A 19,243-nucleotide genomic window follows, 5' to 3' on the forward strand; every position below is an offset into this window, starting at 1 on the left:
TATAAAGTAGGTGAGTGGGAAAAATGAGAAATGATCCAAGAAAGCAAGAGAGTGCAGATGGAAAAATAATGTCGGGGGCTGAAATAGTGGTTCAGGCTCTTATAGATCAAGGGGTTAAACATATTTTTGGTTATCCTGGTGGGGCTGTTTTGCCTATTTTTGATGTTCTTTATCATCAAGATATACTCCAGCATATTTTGGTGCGCCATGAACAAGCCGCAGGGCATGCGGCTGAAGGCTATGCACGCAGCACCGGGAAGGTAGGGGTTATGCTTGTGACTTCTGGTCCAGGCGCAACGAATGCTGTGACACCTTTGCAAGATGCACTTATGGATTCGATACCTCTTGTTTGTTTTTCTGGGCAGGTGTCAACAACGGTGATTGGAACAAATGCTTTTCAAGAGGCTGATACAGTTGGAATTACAAAGTCTTGTACGAAGCGTAATTGGTTGGTTAAAAATGTCAATGATCTTGCGGCTATTATTCATGAAGCTTTTTCTCTTTCTCAATCAGGCCGTCCTGGACCGGTTTTGATTGATATTCCTAAGGATGTTCAATTTGCTTTAGGATTTTATAGAGCACCTCAAGTTCAGGAGTCTTTACATTCTTTTCCATCGTTGAAAGGGAATACTAAGGCTATTGAATCTGCCGTTTCTCTTTTAGTTGAGGCAAAACGCCCTATTATTTATTCTGGTGGAGGTGTAATTTCATCGGGGATGAAAGCTATACAGCTTTTACGTAATTTGGTTCAGTTGGGAGATTTCCCCATTACTTCTACCTTAATGGGACTTGGTGCTTATCCTGCTTCTGGTAAAAATTGGCTTGGAATGCTTGGAATGCATGGAACCTATGAGGCTAATATGGCCATGCATGATTGTGATGCCATGTTAGCTGTTGGAGCACGATTTGATGATCGTATCACGGGGCGCCTTGATGCATTTGCACCTCATGCGCGTATTATTCATATTGATATTGATCCTTCTTCCATCAATAAAATTGTAAAAGCAGAAGTTCCAATTATTGGTGATGTGGCGCATGTTTTGGCAGATATAATGCAACATTTGCATAAGGAACAATCAAAGTTCGATAAAGAAAGTCGTAAACCATGGTGGGTGCAGATTAATCGCTGGAGATCACGCAATTCATTGGCATATATGAAAAAAAAAGATGTTATCATGCCTCAATATGCTCTTGAACGGCTTTATGCTCTTATCAAAGATGCCCGTGCTTATATCACAACGGATGTCGGACAGCATCAGATGTGGGCAGCACAGTATTATCATTTTGATGAACCAAAACATTGGATGACTTCTGGTGGTCTTGGAACGATGGGGTATGGTTTACCTGCTGCTATAGGTGTTCAAATAGCGCATCCTGATGCGCTTGTTGTGTGTATTTCTGGTGATGCCTCCATTCAGATGAATATTCAAGAGCTTGCAACAGCTATTCAGCATGACACACCGGTGAAAATTTTCATTTTAAATAATCAGTATATGGGAATGGTCCGCCAGTGGCAGCAATTGCTGCATGGTAATCGTCTTTCTCATTCTTATACGGAATCTATGCCTGACTTTGTGAAATTGGCACAAGCTTATGGAGCCGTGGGAATTCATTGTTCAAAACCCGATGAACTTGATGATAAAATTCAGCAGATGATTGATTGTGATAAGCCTGTTCTTTTTGATTGTCGTGTTTATCATTTAGAAAACTGTTTTCCTATGATCCCATCGGGATGTGCCCATAATGAGATGTTATTACCCGATGAGGCAAGCGAAGAAGCTATTGCAAATGCTATTTCTTCCGATGGAAAGATTCTTGTATAAAATGAATATGTTAACAAAATGGTGAAGGATGGTGATGATGAAGTCTTTGGAGTCTTCATCTCTGTCTCTTTTTTGTGGAGAGTTCCTATTATCCTTAGAGCTCATTTTATGATTTTCATTCTTTGTTTAAAGACATGGGGTGTATTATTATTTGTTCATCTAAAAAATGTTATAAGTCGTGTGCACAATTATGTTTGAATTTATTTGTACGCGATGTTTGTTTTTTTTAATTCATATGTTCACATTAATAGCTATTTCGTTGCATTTTTTAGATAATACATTGAATTATCTGTTATAAATTAATTATGTTGTCTCATATATGAAAGATTCCATCGTGCAAGAAAAAAATCCACTGTGCTTGAAGGGTGCAACCATGCAAACCGTCATGCCTATGAAAACAATAGAAAAGTTTGTTACTATGTTTTGGTTTTGCATTATGAAATTACTCCAAATAGCTCTTTCAGGGGCTTGATAGGAAAATCCCCCTAGCGGCTTGAAAGGAAGGGAAAAAATAACAAAAATCAAATGCAGCCATAGAAAACCAATAGGTCACCATAGCTTATAATCAGGTATGATTATGCGGGAGAAACCTATACATATGAGATGTATCGTCAATATATAAACCAGAATAATACTCAACATCATATCATTATCAGGATATTAACATTGAAAATTAAATATTCTTTCTTTTATTTGTTCTATATATCTATGATTCCATAAATCTGCAGACACAAACACTCTTTGAATCCATCGCATTGGATTTCATAACTATCAAATGATCCAAAAAATTTATCTCTAGAGTGTAGGGCCATTCTATTATCAATGTATAATAATCTTCCTGGTTGTACATCAATTCCAAAAGATATAGCCTTAATAGCTTCATAAAAATGATCTAAAGCTTCTTTGGCTTTTTTTGACTGTGGCTCTAACATGCCTGGATAAAAAACAGCGCTGATATCTGGGAATTCACCGTCCCCTTGAACGAGGGGCACTTTACTTGTAGAAGTTACCCCATTTTTTCTCCATCTATAGGGAACATTAATTATATATAAATTATCCCTGAAGCTCCTCAAATCCTCCTCACTTAAAAGTTTTAAAGCTAGACGTGCATCAGATATTCTCGTTAACGGACCATCAACACCATTGCGAACACCAGATAAAAGTATCCCCTTTAGGAGATAAATTTAAATCCGTTATAAATTTTAGTGCAGCATTTTCATATGAAAATCTAACTCAACTTCAGATCCTAATCCTGTATAATCTTTTTTATTATCCTCTAAAGGAACTAGGTTATTTACTATATGTTCGCCTTCAAACTTAATTGAATAAGGCTCTCCGATCAATAAAGAAAACATCATAATTAAATTTTCGCTAATATAGCCACTTTTACAAGACGCATCTAAATTGTAAGGATTAGGTGACATATTAATTTGTCTATCAACAGGAAGGTTTTCAAAGATTAAATATGGTTTAGGGGTAATAGACACCTTTTGATTCATAAGAATTGTTAATATTCTATGGGGTAGCAGCGAAAATGCTATTTTTTTAGCTCAACCGAATATTCAATACCACCGTATGGATCATAAATAACATGGTCTAAAGCCTCCCAAAGTTTGTCTCTTTCGAGATTGCTCAACTCAAAAGTATTTTCATTTATCATTATAATTTCCTCCCCAATTATCTTTCCCTACTTTCTTATTAAGAAAAGTGAAAAAATAATAATTAAAATTAAAATCAGCCATGTTAGTAAATAAGTTTCTGTAAAATCTTGGATTAATCCAAATAATGGTGGAGCAGTAATAATTGCGATTTGATTTATAGACATTGCTAACCCCAGAGAAAAGCCAACGCTTTCTTTTGGTGAAGAGTCTACAATATAGGCGACCCAAGGGCCATACCATCCCAATCCAAAAAAACCTAACCAAGCAGATAAAATAGTTAAATAAATTATGGATCCACTCATGCCTAAAATTAATATTAAAAATCCAAAAACGACTGCAATCATGCAAAACAAGACAGGAAAAAATCGTCCTTTTCTACAATGATCACTCCACGCTGCTAAAATAATTCTTCCTAAGGCACCAGAAGCCTGTGAAACAAAAAACAAATAAGCACTTTTATTTAAGGACAGCTGATAGATTCTATAAAAATAAATCGTTATAAAAATGGTTAAAACATATTGAACGATCACAAGTGAAACGCCTGAGAAAATAATATTCTTCATATGCGGTGCAGTTAACATCGCAAGACGAGACTTTACATTTGCATAGAACGAAACTTTTTCTTTGCTTTCTGGAACGATAGCGACAACTTTTTCTGGTGAGTGATAAAAAATAATAAATATACATCCCCCTAAAAAAGAAACGATGGCACCGACCAAAAACGCACCTTGTATGCCATAGACAAGCGCACTCGCAGGAAGAACTATCCCAGCTAATGCCCACCTAATGGTAGCCCCGCCTGCCTTATTCCCATTGCAAACCCGCGCTGCGATTGTGGAAACCATGAAGAAACAGATTTAGCGTCACCGGGTTGAGCAGAACTATAAAATCCCCCTACAATTAGCAAACAAACCAAAAGGGAAATATAGTTATCTGCGATTGCTCCCAACAAAAGAACGACAGAAACGCCAACCGCGCCAACTCCATCAATATAGCGCTCGTTAAACTTGTCTAGTAATTCACCAGCTATGAGTAACCCAATAATAGGTAGGAATTGCGCTGCTGAAGACAGCAAACCTATCTGAGAGTCACTAAGCGAGAAATCCTTCTTAAAAAATTCAGCTAAAGGACCAATCCCTTGAACAAACAAGCAGGCTGAAGCTTGAGCGATCGTGGCAACAAGCAATACAATCCATCTATAATAATTTTTTTCTATAAATTTATTATTGCCCACTATGCCCCCCCTCCAATTAAAGTGTATTCCAATGAGGTAGCCTTTTTTAATAATGATTGCAACAATAAATGAGGTATTTTATGCTGATTACATAAAAATCTGTCAATACGATTGGTATGAATATGAAAGCTAAGGAATATACTTAATTTAAGGAAATAAGCTATTATATGTCGTGCAAATTTGATAGGCTAGCGATATAAGATAAATTTTACAAACATTGGCTCAGCCGGCATTAAGTGCTCTTTATAAAAGAAGCTATATTTTGGCAAGCTTTTTCAAAATAATTCTCAAAGCTTTCTTCAGTCACATAGCCCAGATGCGGTGTGTAAAGAACTCTATCTGATTGCAATAATTTGCTCTCATATACTGGCTCGCTGTCATAAACATCTAGTGCAAAGTAAGTTGAATTTTCCAAACTTAGTATTTTTTCTATCGCCCCTTTTTCAACCAAAGCTGAACGCGCTGTGTTAACAAAAATAGCATGTGGTTTCATGCTCAATAGATCATCTAATTGAATGATTTCTCTGGTTTTATCACTTAAACGTAAATGGATGGATATAATGTCAGGACGTGTAAAAAATTCATCTTTTGAATGCGTAAAATGATAACCTAAATTTCTTGCTTCTTGCGTTGAACGCTCGCTCCCATAAACCAAAATGGACATGCCAAAAGCTTGAGCATATTGAGCAACCATTTTACCAATACGCCCAAACCCGAATATTCCAAGAGTAGCCCCTTTCATTTGGTTGCCAAATGTTGTTTGCCATCGTCCTTTTTTCATATCAGATACAGATTTACAGAGTTTTCTACGCGCAGACATAATTAAGAGCCACGCAAATTCAGCAGCAGAAGTTGGATCTCCACCACCGTCTAATATTTCAATTCCTAAGTCTCTACAAGCTTCTATATCAATATGTGAACCTATAGGGACTGTTTGGCAGATTAATTTTAAATTTGGCAGTTTCAGGAGAAGATTTCTATCAACTATAGTCCGCTCTCTGATTAAGATAAGAATATCGATCTCTTTGAGCTTATCTTCTAAATCACATTCTTTAGCTAAATTATTTATAACCAGCACTTCATGTGATGTCATTAATTTTGTAATAGATTGTAATGTTAGGGTGGCTTTTTGATAGTCATCTGGAATTAATATTTTCAATTTAAACCTCCCGTTTCATTCATCAATATTTGAGCTCATTATTTCATTTCTAAAACAACCAAAAAGCAATCTCATCGCTGATATTTTGACATAACGCCAAGCCTATTAACAAATTATATCCCTTTATTTATTGTTATTTCTAGCAATAAGAACAGCATTAATCAGTTAGTTTTTATAAACTTTAAAACATTGCGACAAAAAGAAAAAGTTTGACTCAATAGATGAAGAATTGCGCTTTTCTCATATTCTAGAGGACGAATCTGAAGTGCTACGCTGGACTGAAACCATGTTCCAGTTTTCTATAATAGACTACCAAGAAGGTCATACTTACGAACCATATTTTATTGTTGAAACAGAAAAAACTACATATTTGTGCGAGATAAAGCGTGCTTCATATAAGTGTGATATCTCTCTTTATGCGTTGAGATATAACATATTTGTAGCATGAAGAGTAAATTTATTAAAATCATGATAAGAGGACGATAGGAACTTTATAGGTGTATCATCATAGGATTAAGTAGTTTTGTTGAGAGCTATTTCTATTTCTGCTAAAAGGTTTTTGATATATTTAATTATTATTTCGTAATAGTGGATGTACTTTATTTTTATGTGCAAGAAAGCTGATTGATTGTGTAAAATAGTATTCATAAAATGACATTATTCTTATCCTGTTAAGGACATTTTTTCTAGTGAGGTTTTTGCAATTGCAATGCTCTTTTTCTTATTCTAAATTTTGGTTAAAAAAAGCGTATATAGGTGTTATTTTAAATTTAAGATATGCATATTCCATTGTTGGTGTTACTGTTGTAAAAAATGATATTTTATTTGATAAGTATAAGATGTTACCAAGAAGATCGATGTATAGATAAAATTTAGATTTTTACAATATCTTGAAAAAGCAATGGGTAAATAATTGATAATTGTGCTACGAAGGTTGTTAGATGGGCGTGTGTCAGCAATTCTTAATAAAAAGGTTTTTCTTGATAGTCGTTTTTTTTTCAAAATACTGCTCTTCTTATGCAAATCTTATGTTGGTAAGCTATGCAGTTTTCACGGGAACAGGATAATGCATTAAAGGCTGTTGCCGCGTGGTTGAGGGAAGGGCGTTCTCCTCTTTTTCGCCTTTTTGGCTATGCGGGGACCGGTAAGACGACGCTTGCGCGCTATTTTGCAGAGACAGTTGATGGTTCTGTTCAATTTGCTGCTTTTACAGGGAAGGCGGCGCAGGTTTTGCGTTCTAAAGGTGCAAGCAATGCTTGTACGATTCATTCGCTGATTTATTGTCCGCGTGGAGAAGAGGAAGTTTCCGATGAAATAACAGGAAAAAAGTCTATTGCTCCAACATTTACATTAAATCGAAGAAGTGCTGCTGCACAAGCTAAACTCATTATTGTTGATGAGTGCTCGATGGTTGATGAACAATTGGCGCGTGATTTAATGAGCTTTCGAACGCCAATTCTTGTTCTTGGTGATCCAGGTCAATTGCCTCCTATATCTGGTGGGGGCTTTTTTTCTAATGGGAAACCAGATTTTCTTCTTTCAGAAATTCATCGGCAAGCGCGCGACAATCCGATTATACGTCTTGCTATGGATGTACGTGAAGGACGCGATATTGCTTATGGTGACTATGGAGAAGCGCGCGTTGTGACACGTAAAGAGGTCAATCAACAATTGGTTTTGGATGCTGATCAGGTCTTGGTAGGGGTTAATCGTACACGCCACCTTTATAATCAGCGTTTGCGTGTGTTAAAGGGATTTACAGCAGATTATCCGCAAGCGGGAGATAAGCTGGTGTGTTTGCGAAACGATCCTATTAAAGGTTTGTTGAATGGCTCTTTATGGAAGGTGATGACTTCACAGAAGGAGACCGTTAAACCAAGTATTAATCTTCTTGTGAAACCAGAAGAAAGTGAGCGTGGGGTAGCAAAGATTAAACTTTTAAAAGCAGCGTTTGAAAACCCTGATCAAGAAATTTCATGGCAATTAAAAAAGCGATATGATGATTTTGATTATGGGTATGCATTAACGGTTCATAAGGCACAAGGTTCTCAATGGAATAATGTCGTTTTGTTTGATGAAAGTTTTGCATTTCGTGATATGTATGCGCGCTGGCTTTATACGGGAATTACGCGCGCAGCAGAGCGTTTAACGATTGTTCGATAGAAAAAAATGTGTATATCATCTAAGTTTCAGATGGAAAATGCCTTTTTTCTATCTTGTTACATACTATAAAAAAATGGAAATGGGCATGGCGGTAAAACTTTCGGTTAATCTTAATGCTGTTGCTGTTTTGCGTAATCGACGTAATCTTCCGTGGCCAAGTATAACGAATATTGGGCATATAGCGCTTGCTGCTGGAGCAGCAGGTTTGACGGTTCATCCGCGCCCTGATGAAAGGCATATTCGTTTTGCGGATTTGCCAGATATATACTGTTTAATCAAGAACACTTTTCCTACAGCTGAGTTTAATATTGAAGGTTATCCCAGTGATCAATTTTTGGATATCGCTGAAAACTATGCGGATCAGATCACCCTTGTTCCTGATGATCCAGATCAGTCAACGTCTGATCATGGTTGGAATTTTGCTCATGATGCAGAATTTTTAGCACCTATTATTCAGAATTTAAAAAACAGAAAGATTCGTGTATCCCTTTTTGCTAATCCTACTGTCGATGGTCTTGATATTGCTAAAGCAATGGGCGCTGATCGTGTGGAATTTTACACGGGACCTTACGGTGGTGCATTTCAGGATAAAACAAAACAAGATCAAGAGCTCAATAAACTTGTTTTAGCAGCAAGAAGAGCAAAAGAGTTGCAGTTAGGTATAAACGCAGGGCATGATCTGACACTTATGAATCTTCCTGCTCTTGTCAAAAATATTCCTTGGCTTGATGAAGTTTCTATTGGCCATGGGCTCATTGCTGATGCATTAGAGTATGGAATACATGAGACTGTTCAGCGTTTTATCCGGTTATTATCGTAATCTTTTTCTCTCTATAAAAATTGGAAAAGAAATTTTTATAGAGGTTTGCCAATTTATCTTAAAAAACAATATATGCTTAGATAAATAGCACTATTATCGTGCATTATAAATATTCTATTGTTCCTCTATTTATTGGTTGCTTTCTATCTTTTGTTTTTGAGTGTATGCGATGTTTTTTATTTGTACTATCCATTATGAGGAAGTTTTAAAATCTTCTTATTATAATTTCTTTGAATGGAGAAGAGATAGGGTTTTGAAAGTATTTCCATTATAAAGGAGTGCGTAGGATTTTAATGGATCAATACACAAATTTTCTTGATATTTGAGCTCATTTTTGGGTTATCTGTAAATAGTATAACGTAAAATCTCCTTATGAATAAGCTTAATGCAATAGGAGCTGTTAAATAGAATGATGATATCGACTTGTAGCTTTATGAAGTAAAGAGAGTGATGTGCAATAAATCTTACACTATTATAGGGAATTCTTGAAAAGGGCTTGAGCATATTAAAATTTTTTTATAAGGCGCCATAAATGGATAACATAATGGACGTATGGGGGCTTCTTCGCGTGAGAGGCGTGGATATTAAAGAACGTAAAAAGTAAAAACATCCTCTTTATTATTCTAAAGATATTGTTGTATATGCTTTTGAAAGTTGTATTAACACAATACTTGTTATTTTGTAATTTTTCTTGCTATCTGTATTGATTTGGTTCATGTTAAAAATTGTATGTTGTATCTTAATTTTTAGAATATAGCGTTTTGTTGCACGATAAAAGAGTAGAATATTAGCTAAATTTTCTTTAGAAATCTTATTTTGTGTAATTATTGTTTTTGTAGAATAGCAGTTGAAGTTTATTTGGGGATCCGTATATGTTTTAGGAATGTTTGGGGACTACAGTTTTTTCTATGCAATATGTAAACTTTAAAATTATTCAATTGCTGTGTTCTTATAAGCGGTGTTTTTTGTCTTTATAAGTGTGTGATGCACTGTAGATAATGTTTCTTATTGAATAAAAATAATCTGAAATCCAGTTTAAATAGAGAAAGAAGGAATTTTTTTATGCGTGTTTATTATGATCGTGATGCGGATGTTAATCTCATTAAAGGGAAAAAAGTAGCCATTGTTGGTTATGGTTCTCAAGGGCGTGCACACGCTTTAAACTTGAAAGATTCTGGTGTTAAAAATGTGCAAATAGCTTTGCGTTCAGGGTCGGAAACAGTTAAAAAAGCCATGGCTGATGGTTTTGAAGTGGTGAGTGTTGCTGAAGCAGCAAAATGGGCAGATCTCATCATGATGGCAACACCAGATGAATTGCAAGCTGATATTTATAAGGAACATATTCATGATCATTTACACGATGGGGCAGCGATTGCTTTTGCGCATGGTTTGAGCATTCATTTTGGCTTGATTGAACCTAAAAAAAACGTTGATATTGTGATGATTGCTCCTAAAGGTCCAGGGCATACAGTTCGTCATGAATACCAACGGGGTTGTGGTGTTCCTTGCTTAATAGCGGTGGCGCAAGATGCTTCAGGGCATGCACATAATGTAGCATTATCTTATGCGTGTGGACTTGGTGGTGGACGTGCTGGGGTGATTGAAACAACATTTAAAGAAGAGTGCGAAACTGATCTTTTTGGTGAACAAGCGGTTCTCTGTGGAGGTCTTGTTGAACTGATTCGAGCAGGTTATGAAACATTAACACAGGCAGGTTATGCGCCGGAAATGGCTTATTTTGAGTGTTTACATGAAGTGAAACTGATTGTTGATCTCATGTATGAAGGGGGCATTGCAAATATGAATTATTCGATTTCTAATACAGCTGAATGGGGTGAATATATCTCTGGTCCACGTGTGATTACGGATGAAACTAGAGCAGAAATGAAACGTATATTGAAAGATATTCAAACGGGTAAATTTACATCGAATTGGATTCAAGAATATAAAGCTGGTGCTGCTCATTTTAAAAGTATGCGGCGTTTAAATGATAATCATCCTATTGAAGAAGTTGGTAAAAAACTTCGTTCTATGATGCCTTGGATAAAATCTAACGCTTTGGTTGATAAAGAGCGTAATTGAAGCTTCTACAGAGATATTTTGTCAATAGCTTTTATAATTTTATAGATAAATATCAAAAAAAGGGTAACTTTAGTTACCCTTTTTTATATGTTTTTGGAAACATAAGCTTTATTTTTTAATTTTTTGTATAATTCTTTTTTCCAAAAAGAAAGTATACAATTCCTAAAAATATGAACCACGCTGGAGTGTATTTTAAAGCTATGGCAGTGTCAGCTTCTAATGACAATAAATAAATAATGAATGCAAAGAAAATAAGAAGCGCCCAACATATAACAACACCTCCAGGCATTTTATAAGGAGAGACAGTATGCTGGAGAGGACGATTGCGGCGATAGACGATATAGCTGATCAAAATGATAGACCATACAAATATAAACAAAGTTGCGGCAATTGTCGTAACAATTGTAAAAGCAGCTATGAGTGTTTGAGATAACGATACAATTGCATAACCAAATAAGATGCATATACATGAAAAGAATAATGCGTTAGCTGGAACGTGGTTACGAGAAAGTTTTCCTAAAAATTTAGGAGCACCTTTTTGTGTTGCTAGCCCATATATCATACGGCTGGTAGAAAAAATTCCACTATTTGCTGAAGATGCGGCAGCTGTGAGGACAACAAAGTTCATCAAACCTGCAGCAGTTGGAATACCAATAAGTGCATACATTGTTACAAATGGGCTTTTTTCTGGACTGATTTGATCCCACGGCGTCACAGACATAATCACAAGAAGAGAGAATATATAAAAGAATACAATGCGGATTGGTATTGAATTAACAGCTTGTGGTAGAGCTTTTTGAGGTTCTTTTACTTCAGCAGCAGCTGTTCCAGCGAGTTCAATGCCAACAAAAGCAAAAATAACAATTTGAAATCCAGCAAAAAAGCCTGTAATTCCTCGCGGAAAAATATTCCCACCGTTCCATATATGGCTAAGAGAAGCAACCGTACCGTTTGGAGAGACAAAACCGGTAAAGATCATATAAAATCCTACAACGATTAAGACTAGAATTGCTACGATTTTGATAAAACCAAACCAAAACTCAAGTTCGCCAAATAGTTTTACTGCGACGAGGTTAAGAATTAAAAAGGACATAAGACCAATTATAACAGGAATCCACGGATTGAGTTCAGTCCACCAAAAGTGTGTATAAGTGACAATAGCAATAATTTCAGCAGTTCCAGTGACAATCCAACACAACCAATATGTCCAGCCGATAAAGAATCCGGCACATGGCCCTAGAAGATCGGTTGAGAAGTCAATAAAAGATCGGTATTGTGTATTAGAAAGCAATAACTCTCCCATAGCACGCATGACAAAGTATAGAGCACAACCAATAATTGCATAAACGAGTAGAATCGAAGGCCCTGCTACACTGATTGTTTTTCCTGATCCCATGAAGAGACCTGTTCCAATCGCTCCACCGAGGGCTATAAGTTGTATGTGTCGGTTATGTAGTCCACGTTGTAATTTCTTCTTAGGTTTTTTTTCTAAATTTTGTTTGTTCATTTTTGGGGAGTTCTCCTTAGTTATTTTTAAATAAAATTACCCTAAAAAAGGTAATTCCTTCTATCGGAACACGCTATGGTTAAGGAGTAAAGGAATTTTTTTCTATGACTATATGTGAATAAAGCAAGAACATTATTCATTAATGGAATAATTATTTTATATATAAGAAACAAAAGATAAATTGTATTATATTTTTTTTGATTTTTATGTTTTATACATAATTAATATTAATTATGTATAATATAATTTATTTTATACATAATTATTATTTGTATATAAACAATAATTATATTTATTTATAGTAATTTTTATATAAATATATTTATATTTAAAATTATTTATTTATTTATATTTTTTATATATAAAAATATAAATAAAATTGTAAATTTATTAAATATAAAACTTTATTTATAAATAAAATAAGTTTAAATAGTTAAACTATTATTTAAATAATTAAAAAATATATTTAAAATTTACATTTAAGTATTAATATTTAAAATTTATTACAAATAGAAAAATATTTTCATAGAATCTTTTTTTATTGCAGATAGCTATTAAGATATATTCTGTTTAGAGCTACATTTTTAATTTTGATAAAAAATTGAATATAAATTTTTTTGGGGGGGGGGAAGTTTTAGATAAAATCTCATGTTTTATTAGTAAACAATGTCAGTGAAGTTTATAGAGAATTCTTTACAGAATAGCTCGTTCTTATCCTATTATACAGTAAAATACTGTTGTGTAGAGTAGTGATATAAAGCATATAACATTTTACACATTAAGTATTTTTAGAATGTGTGGTGAGTGTTCAGGGCAGGGCTAGCCCATAGAGCCTTATGTAGGTGAACCATATAAATGATCAGCAGCATTCCCTCTTAATAAGCTGGATTGTTCACAAACCGGCGCTGGTAGGAATCGTCGTTTTTTGATGTTTGGGGAGGAGGTTAAGTAGAAAAAGGGTAACTAAAATTACCCTTTTTTGAGATGTTTTATGTATAGACTTTATTTGTTACCTTGAGTCATTTTTTTCTTTACAAATGTAAAATAGGTTATGCCTAAGCAAATAAACCAGAATATACCGTATTTTAAAGCTGTTAGGGTGTCTTCTTCTAACGTTAACAAATAGAGCATGAAAGCAAAGAAAACTAAAATTATCCCGCACACGATAACTCCTCCTGGCATTTTGTAGACGGATTCAGCATGCAAATGAGGGTGATTGCGACGATATACAATATAGCTAACCAAAATTACAGACCATACGAATAAAAATGCAATAGCTGAGATGCTCGTCACAATTGTGAAAGCACTTATGAGGCTTGGAGAGAGTGAGGCAATTGTATACCCTATTAAAATACATAAGCAGGAAAAGAATAGAGCATTGGCTGGAACATGATATTTGGAAAGCTTACCTAAAATTGGAGGAGCACCTTTTTGTGTTGCAAGCCCATATATCATGCGGCTAGTAGAAAAAATACCACTATTTGCCGAAGAAGCAGCCGAGGTGAGAACGACAAAGTTTACCAAACCAGCAGCTATCGGAATACCAGCAAGCCAAAACATCGAAACAAAGGGGCTTTTATCTGGAACAATTTGATCCCAAGGTGTGACTGACATAATCACGATGAGAGAGAAGATGTAAAAGAGTACAATACGTACTGGTATTGCATTAATTGCTTTTGGTAGAACTTTTTTAGGATTTTTGACTTCAGCTGCAGTTGTTCCTGCAATTTCTATACCAACAAAAGAAAAAATGGCAATTTGAAATCCAGCAAAAAAACCTGTCATTCCTCGCGGAAAGATATTTCCATCGTTCCATACGTGATTGAGAGAAGCAACAGTACCATTGGGAGAAGTAAAGCTCGTCGCGATCATATAAAAACCAACAACAATTAATGCTAAAATTGCTACGACTTTGATAAGACCAAACCAAAATTCAAGTTCACCAAATAGTTTTACGGCAAAGAGATTAAAAATTAAAAAGAAACCAATGCAAGAAAAAACGGCAATCCATGGATTAAGCGTTGGCCACCAAAAGTGCATATAAGTGATGATGGCAATAATATCTGCAGCTCCAGTTACAACCCAGCTCAACCAATAGCTCCAGCCTACAAAGAAAGCGATTCCCGGTCCTAGCATATCGGTTGAAAAATCAATAAGGGACCGGTACTGTGAATTAGAAAGCAATAATTCTCCCATAGCACGCATGACAAAGTATAGGGCACATCCAATAATAGCATAAACGAGTACGATGGAAGGGCCTGCTACACTAATTGTTTTTCCTGATCCCATGAAGAGTCCTGTTCCAATAGCTCCACCGAGGGCTATAAGTTGTACGTGACGGTTATCTAGGCCACGTTGTAGTTTCATCTGAGGACCATCTTTTAAATTTTGTTTATAGCTCATTTTTTGGGGGTTCCCTTTAATTATTTTGAGATTAAATTACACTAAAAATGCATTGTTCTGTATCGAAGCATGATATAAATGAGGTGTAAAGGAAAAAAACGTTTTTTATGATTTTGTGTGGATAAAGAAAAGAATATGTTTTAGGAATATGGTTTTGAAAAAAGAGAATGTTTTTCTCTTAAATAACGTAACAGATATTTGAATAGGGAGCTTTTTATTGTTATTAATAACAAATTAATTGTTCATTAAAAGACGTGGGGCTTTTAAAATTATTTCAGAAAACTGTCAGGAGTTTTTATAATTTTTTGAAACTTATTATTTGTAATCAGTGCATTATTTATTATTATTCATAATGGTGAGAGTTTTAATTTTTGCTCAAATAGCACTTGAGAGTTCTCATCTTAGTTTAAGAACAATTTGTAATGGAAAATTAAAATGATTTTTAAAATCATTTTTTTGTTTGTATGGTGCTATCATAAATCAAAAAGTTACTTTATGTTTCATAAACGAAAAGAGGAATATCATAGCTTATTTTTTTAAAGTGATGAATAAGGATTTTGTTTAGATATTGGTAACATTTTATAAAATATTGCGAGAAACTCACATTGTTTACACAAACGTCCTTGAGAGTATGATAAAGAAATGCAACGTAATTCAGTTATACAAAGAAAAAAAGAACTGGGGATTGTATAAGTTCTGTTAGAGATTGAGCTATTCATAGTGAGAGACAGAATCAGGAAAAGATGCTCTATTAACTTTACAATTTGTTATCAAAAGATAAAACTATCCAAAGAAAATGAAAAAAGAAAACAGAGATAAAACTGTTCCTGTCGCAATGTTAATCGAGCCTTTTACCCGCTGCTTTTTTAAGGCGGTACTGGCAAATGATATAAAAATGGTCATTAAAGTAAACCATGCAAAGATGTTGAAAGAATGTATGGTTACAAGTTCAAAACCTTTTTTAATGCTACCACCAGAAGCTAAGAATTTTGGAAAAGTTGCTATGTAAAATATAGATACTTTGGGGTTTAGTATTTGTGTTAAAGAACCGTCCATATAGCTGGTTAAAAGCTTTGTTTCACTCGTAGCATGCTTTTCATTCGTTGAACTTCTTTCTTTTGAATTTAAGCTGTGTATTCCAGATTTAATTGATTTAAAGCCCATGTATAATAAATAGCTGCCACCCATGAGTTTTACTAAAAAAAACAGCGTTTTGTTGTTGAGAATGAGCGCTGATACACCTAGTATGGAAAATGCCCCATGCACATATGTTGCTGTACACAATCCTAAAACGTTTACAAATGCGTTCTTTCTTCCCAATCTCGTTGCATTATCGATGATAAGGGCCATATTCGGCCCCGGTGAGATGACTAAAAAAAATGAAACAATGAAAAAGGTCAGTATTTGATGATTCATTTTACTTTTAGCTCTGAAATTAATTGATTTTCGAGATACAATTCTATTCTGTCAAACTGAGAAAGTTTTCCGACACCCTGTGGAGTGCCTGTGTATATGAGATCACCACGTCTTAGCTGAATGTAGTGACTTAAAAATGAGATTATCTTCTCAAAGCTAAAGATCATATTTTTCGTATTGCCAACTTGTCTTGTTTCGCCATTCAACTTCATTGCAAAGGTTATTGGGTTGTTTATTTTTTCCTTGTTTATGAAGTCAGAGACGTATGCAGCGCCCTTAAATCCCTTCGATAAAAGCCAAGGAAGCCTTTTTCCTTTCAGTTTTGTTTGCAAATCCCGCGCGGTGAGATCAAGACCTATTGCTACGGCATCATAGCATTCTTCTGCTTCTGCCTCCATGATCATGAAAGCGTCCTTTGAGATTTTGAGCACAATTTCAGTTTCAAAATGTATTTCTTTGGAAAAATCAGGGAGATAAATTTCATTGCCTAAAACGAGTGAACTTTTGGGCTTGCTAAAGATAACGGGTTCATCTTCAACAACATTACCTAGTTCATGAACATGTTCAACATAATTGTATCCAACACAGTAGATGTCATTTATCATGGGAGCCCTCCAAATTTTTCATTTTCTCTTTGTATAGGCAAGAGAAAACTTTGCAAACAACATTTTTTCTTATATCGCGTTTTGCGTTTTCTGGAAAAGAAGCATTATGTGGGTTAATGACTAACCACGATGACAGCCCTTCGCATTATCCTTTTTTGAAGAGTGCCCAATCTTATAGTCTTTGAGATTATTTTAATTTTGATTGCCAATTTCCTGAAATTACTTTATTACTTAAAGAGTAATTTTGCTCGTCTACGCAGCGATTATTAGGGTCTGAAAGCCCTAAAGTTCGCTCATAAATGAGCCCGCTCTGTGGGTGTCGCAGAATTATGGGATATTTTTCTATATCTAGGTGCGATGAGCACTAAAAGTAAAAAAAGCTGACTCGAACTCAGTACTTTCAGGCTCTCGGAATACTAATGCGAGGGTGCTCGCACCCAGCGGGGGGAGCTTAAGAGTGAAAAGCAAAAAGCTACATTTTAACGGCATTTCTATAGGCAAAAAATCGCTTTCAAAGAAAAATGCTGGGAATGTCGTAAAAGCAATTAGGGCATCAATTAGGGATAACTTTTCAACAAATCCAAAAATATGAGAAAGTCTGTGATGGTTTAAAAGAAGCAGATCGTGGAAAACTTATTGTGGCATGTGGAACGGAGAAGATTTTTACCAGCTTTAAGATAGCAGAATAAATAACCAGAATTGGCAAGCGTGTTTTGTTTTTCGCGCCTTTTCTGGCTTTGATGTCACAAAACGATAAGAGAATGGACACGCTATACAGAAGTACCGTTTCATTCCTTTGTGGTGTATTCTGATACATAAGTTGGCAAGCGTCGTAAAAACAAAGAAGCTGCTGCCGAACTCGATGTCTCAGATCTCGCTCTATCAGCTATCAACTGATGTTCAAAAGCTTTGAAAAAAACAAATAAAGTCTTAGTAAATGCAATGACCGTGGTGTTTGCTACTTACCAATTAATCCAAGTGATTGCGGATGCGCAAAAGAAATACGGTTTATCAGAATTTGATCTGATCATTTGTGAAGCAGCGCAGGTTAAGGCAGATAAAGTAGAACCTTTGGTTGTAGAAGCCAAGGAAGTAGCTGAGACTGCGAAGACAACAGCGGAAGAAGCGAAGAGTGTTGCGGAGCAAGCAAAAGAAGAAGCTGATACGACGAAGTAAGGGCTTGAAAGAGGTCAAGAGTTCATTAGACACGGCGACAGCAACGACAAATTCTGCGAATACAGCTGCCTTTGAGATAAAAGTGTTAGCGGAAGAAGCGAAGAGTGTATTGATAGAAGTTCAAGAGAAGGCACAGAGGAACAGTGACAGTCTTTCTGAACTTCAAGGTAAGGTAGGTTCTCTTTCCACTAAATTTTTAGAGAATGTGCGTTTTCATCAACCTGACAGAATTCTGGAAGCCGATCCGAAAAATAGAAAAGGTCTTGTGATCAATGACGGGGCATGTTTTCGCTTTTATCATGGTGAAGAGAATGGGGGTAGGTACCTCTTTTACCGCATTCCAGGGCGTGGAAGGATGACTTTTGACGAAGATCTTGAAGCAGGAAAGGATTATTATATATATCTCATCTTAAAAGATCAGACGAATGAGCTATCCTTTGAAATTTCGCAAAATCCGACGGCTCCTGATGGCTATACAAAGGATAATTCTGAAAAGATCGGTGGATTTCATACGCTATGTGCGGATGTTGGTGAGATTGAAGGTCATCTCTTATCGGGTTATCAAGCGGGGGATGTTTTGCCCAAGTCTGTTTGGTGTTTAAATCACCGCCCACGTAGTAGTCCAGAAGGGATGGTTTACAATCCGTGGCATAATATTTGGGTTGATATTTATCTTCAATCAGGGACAGGTGTAAATGCAAAGTCTGCCTATGGTGTTCCGATTACGAGCAATCGTAGCTATGCGAATCATGCCTTTGATTTTTGGTCTGTTAATAAGAGATTTTTGACGAGTGATGAGTTTTCGCCAAGCATGTATGGAAGTAATCAAGCAACCAGTATTGTAGGCAATCAAGCGCCTTCTCTTAAGACGTCTGGAGGACACGTTGATACAAACAATAGACGGATGATTTCGCATATCGGTTGTGAGGATGGTTGCGGTTATGTTTGGCAATATTTGTCTGGTTGTTATCCAGTGACTAAATGGCATACAGGGGAGCAAGGAAGCAGTTTACGTGTAGACATAAATATTATGTTGGGAGGAGGTGATTGGACTGGTGGCGCTAACAATGATTATCTTGTGCGGAACTTTGCGCATTCTCGTTATGTAGAAGATGAAAAAATAGGCACTTGTGGATGTAGCGAGCCATTTTATTATAATTAGCGCGAGATTGATTAGAACATCATTTTATCCAG

General features: G+C 35.7%; 12 protein-coding genes and 2 pseudogenes. 5 read left to right on the forward strand and 9 right to left on the reverse strand.

Annotated features, from left to right (window positions below):
* Window positions 1-23: 23 nt before the first annotated feature.
* Window positions 24-1,823: an acetolactate synthase 3 large subunit gene (locus ACFIK1_RS03505; RefSeq protein WP_375662098.1), complete on the forward strand. Its 1,800-nt coding sequence runs from the start codon at window positions 24-26 to the stop codon at window positions 1,821-1,823.
* Between the two features lie 698 nt (window positions 1,824-2,521).
* Here ACFIK1_RS03505 and ACFIK1_RS03510 read toward each other — a convergent pair.
* The 5 genes and pseudogenes from ACFIK1_RS03510 to ACFIK1_RS03530 all read right to left on the reverse strand — a co-directional run bounded on the left by ACFIK1_RS03510 (window position 2,522) and on the right by ACFIK1_RS03530 (window position 5,877).
* Window positions 2,522-3,007, reverse strand: a complete 486-nt coding sequence (locus ACFIK1_RS03510) for a TauD/TfdA family dioxygenase (protein ID WP_375662116.1) — start codon at window positions 3,005-3,007, stop codon at window positions 2,522-2,524.
* A gap of 18 nt (window positions 3,008-3,025) precedes the next feature.
* A complete protein-coding gene (locus ACFIK1_RS03515) occupies window positions 3,026-3,322 on the reverse strand; it encodes a hypothetical protein (protein ID WP_375662099.1) in 297 nt (98 codons plus the stop codon).
* Between the two features lie 38 nt (window positions 3,323-3,360).
* On the reverse strand, window positions 3,361-3,483 hold the full coding sequence (locus ACFIK1_RS03520) for a hypothetical protein (RefSeq protein WP_375662100.1): 123 nt from the start codon (window positions 3,481-3,483) through the stop codon (window positions 3,361-3,363).
* A gap of 27 nt (window positions 3,484-3,510) precedes the next feature.
* Window positions 3,511-4,718, reverse strand: a pseudogene (locus ACFIK1_RS03525) (MFS transporter).
* A 232-nt stretch (window positions 4,719-4,950) separates the two neighbouring features.
* Window positions 4,951-5,877 (reverse strand): D-2-hydroxyacid dehydrogenase family protein, encoded by a 927-nt coding sequence (locus tag ACFIK1_RS03530; RefSeq protein ID WP_375662101.1) that lies wholly within the window; start codon window positions 5,875-5,877, stop codon window positions 4,951-4,953.
* 1,041 nt (window positions 5,878-6,918) lie between these two features.
* Here ACFIK1_RS03530 and ACFIK1_RS03535 point away from each other — a divergent pair.
* The 3 genes from ACFIK1_RS03535 to ilvC all read left to right on the forward strand — a co-directional run bounded on the left by ACFIK1_RS03535 (window position 6,919) and on the right by ilvC (window position 10,942).
* A complete protein-coding gene (locus tag ACFIK1_RS03535) occupies window positions 6,919-8,040 on the forward strand; it encodes an ATP-dependent RecD-like DNA helicase (protein ID WP_375632949.1) in 1,122 nt (373 codons plus the stop codon).
* An 85-nt stretch (window positions 8,041-8,125) separates the two neighbouring features.
* The gene (locus ACFIK1_RS03540; protein ID WP_375632947.1) at window positions 8,126-8,860 is read left to right on the forward strand and encodes a pyridoxine 5'-phosphate synthase; all 735 of its coding nucleotides are present in this window, start codon (window positions 8,126-8,128) and stop codon (window positions 8,858-8,860) included.
* Window positions 8,861-9,922: 1,062 nt separating this feature from the next.
* Window positions 9,923-10,942 (forward strand): ketol-acid reductoisomerase, encoded by a 1,020-nt coding sequence (gene ilvC, locus ACFIK1_RS03545; protein ID WP_375632945.1) that lies wholly within the window; start codon window positions 9,923-9,925, stop codon window positions 10,940-10,942.
* 115 nt (window positions 10,943-11,057) lie between these two features.
* Here the strand turns inward: ilvC and ACFIK1_RS03550 are convergent, their stop codons facing one another.
* The 4 genes from ACFIK1_RS03550 to ACFIK1_RS03565 all read right to left on the reverse strand — a co-directional run bounded on the left by ACFIK1_RS03550 (window position 11,058) and on the right by ACFIK1_RS03565 (window position 16,873).
* Window positions 11,058-12,449, reverse strand: a complete 1,392-nt coding sequence (locus ACFIK1_RS03550; protein WP_375662102.1) for an amino acid permease — start codon at window positions 12,447-12,449, stop codon at window positions 11,058-11,060.
* Between the two features lie 1,002 nt (window positions 12,450-13,451).
* Window positions 13,452-14,852 (reverse strand): amino acid permease, encoded by a 1,401-nt coding sequence (locus ACFIK1_RS03555; protein ID WP_375632941.1) that lies wholly within the window; start codon window positions 14,850-14,852, stop codon window positions 13,452-13,454.
* Between the two features lie 783 nt (window positions 14,853-15,635).
* Window positions 15,636-16,268, reverse strand: coding sequence for a LysE family translocator (locus ACFIK1_RS03560; RefSeq protein WP_375662103.1), 633 nt, complete (start codon window positions 16,266-16,268; stop codon window positions 15,636-15,638).
* Window positions 16,265-16,873: a fumarylacetoacetate hydrolase family protein gene (locus ACFIK1_RS03565; RefSeq protein WP_375662104.1), complete on the reverse strand. Its 609-nt coding sequence runs from the start codon at window positions 16,871-16,873 to the stop codon at window positions 16,265-16,267. The genes ACFIK1_RS03560 and ACFIK1_RS03565 overlap by 4 nt, the downstream gene beginning before the upstream one ends.
* Before the next feature lie 596 nt (window positions 16,874-17,469).
* On the opposite strand from ACFIK1_RS03565, the pseudogene ACFIK1_RS03570 reads away from it, so the two are divergent.
* Window positions 17,470-19,208: pseudogene (locus ACFIK1_RS03570) on the forward strand (DEAD/DEAH box helicase family protein); the annotation flags it as partial.
* Window positions 19,209-19,243: the final 35 nt, after the last annotated feature.

The sequence above is a fragment of the Bartonella sp. OC16QHHD genome (assembly GCF_042194035.1).
Classification (GTDB): Bacteria; Pseudomonadota; Alphaproteobacteria; order Rhizobiales; family Rhizobiaceae; genus Bartonella.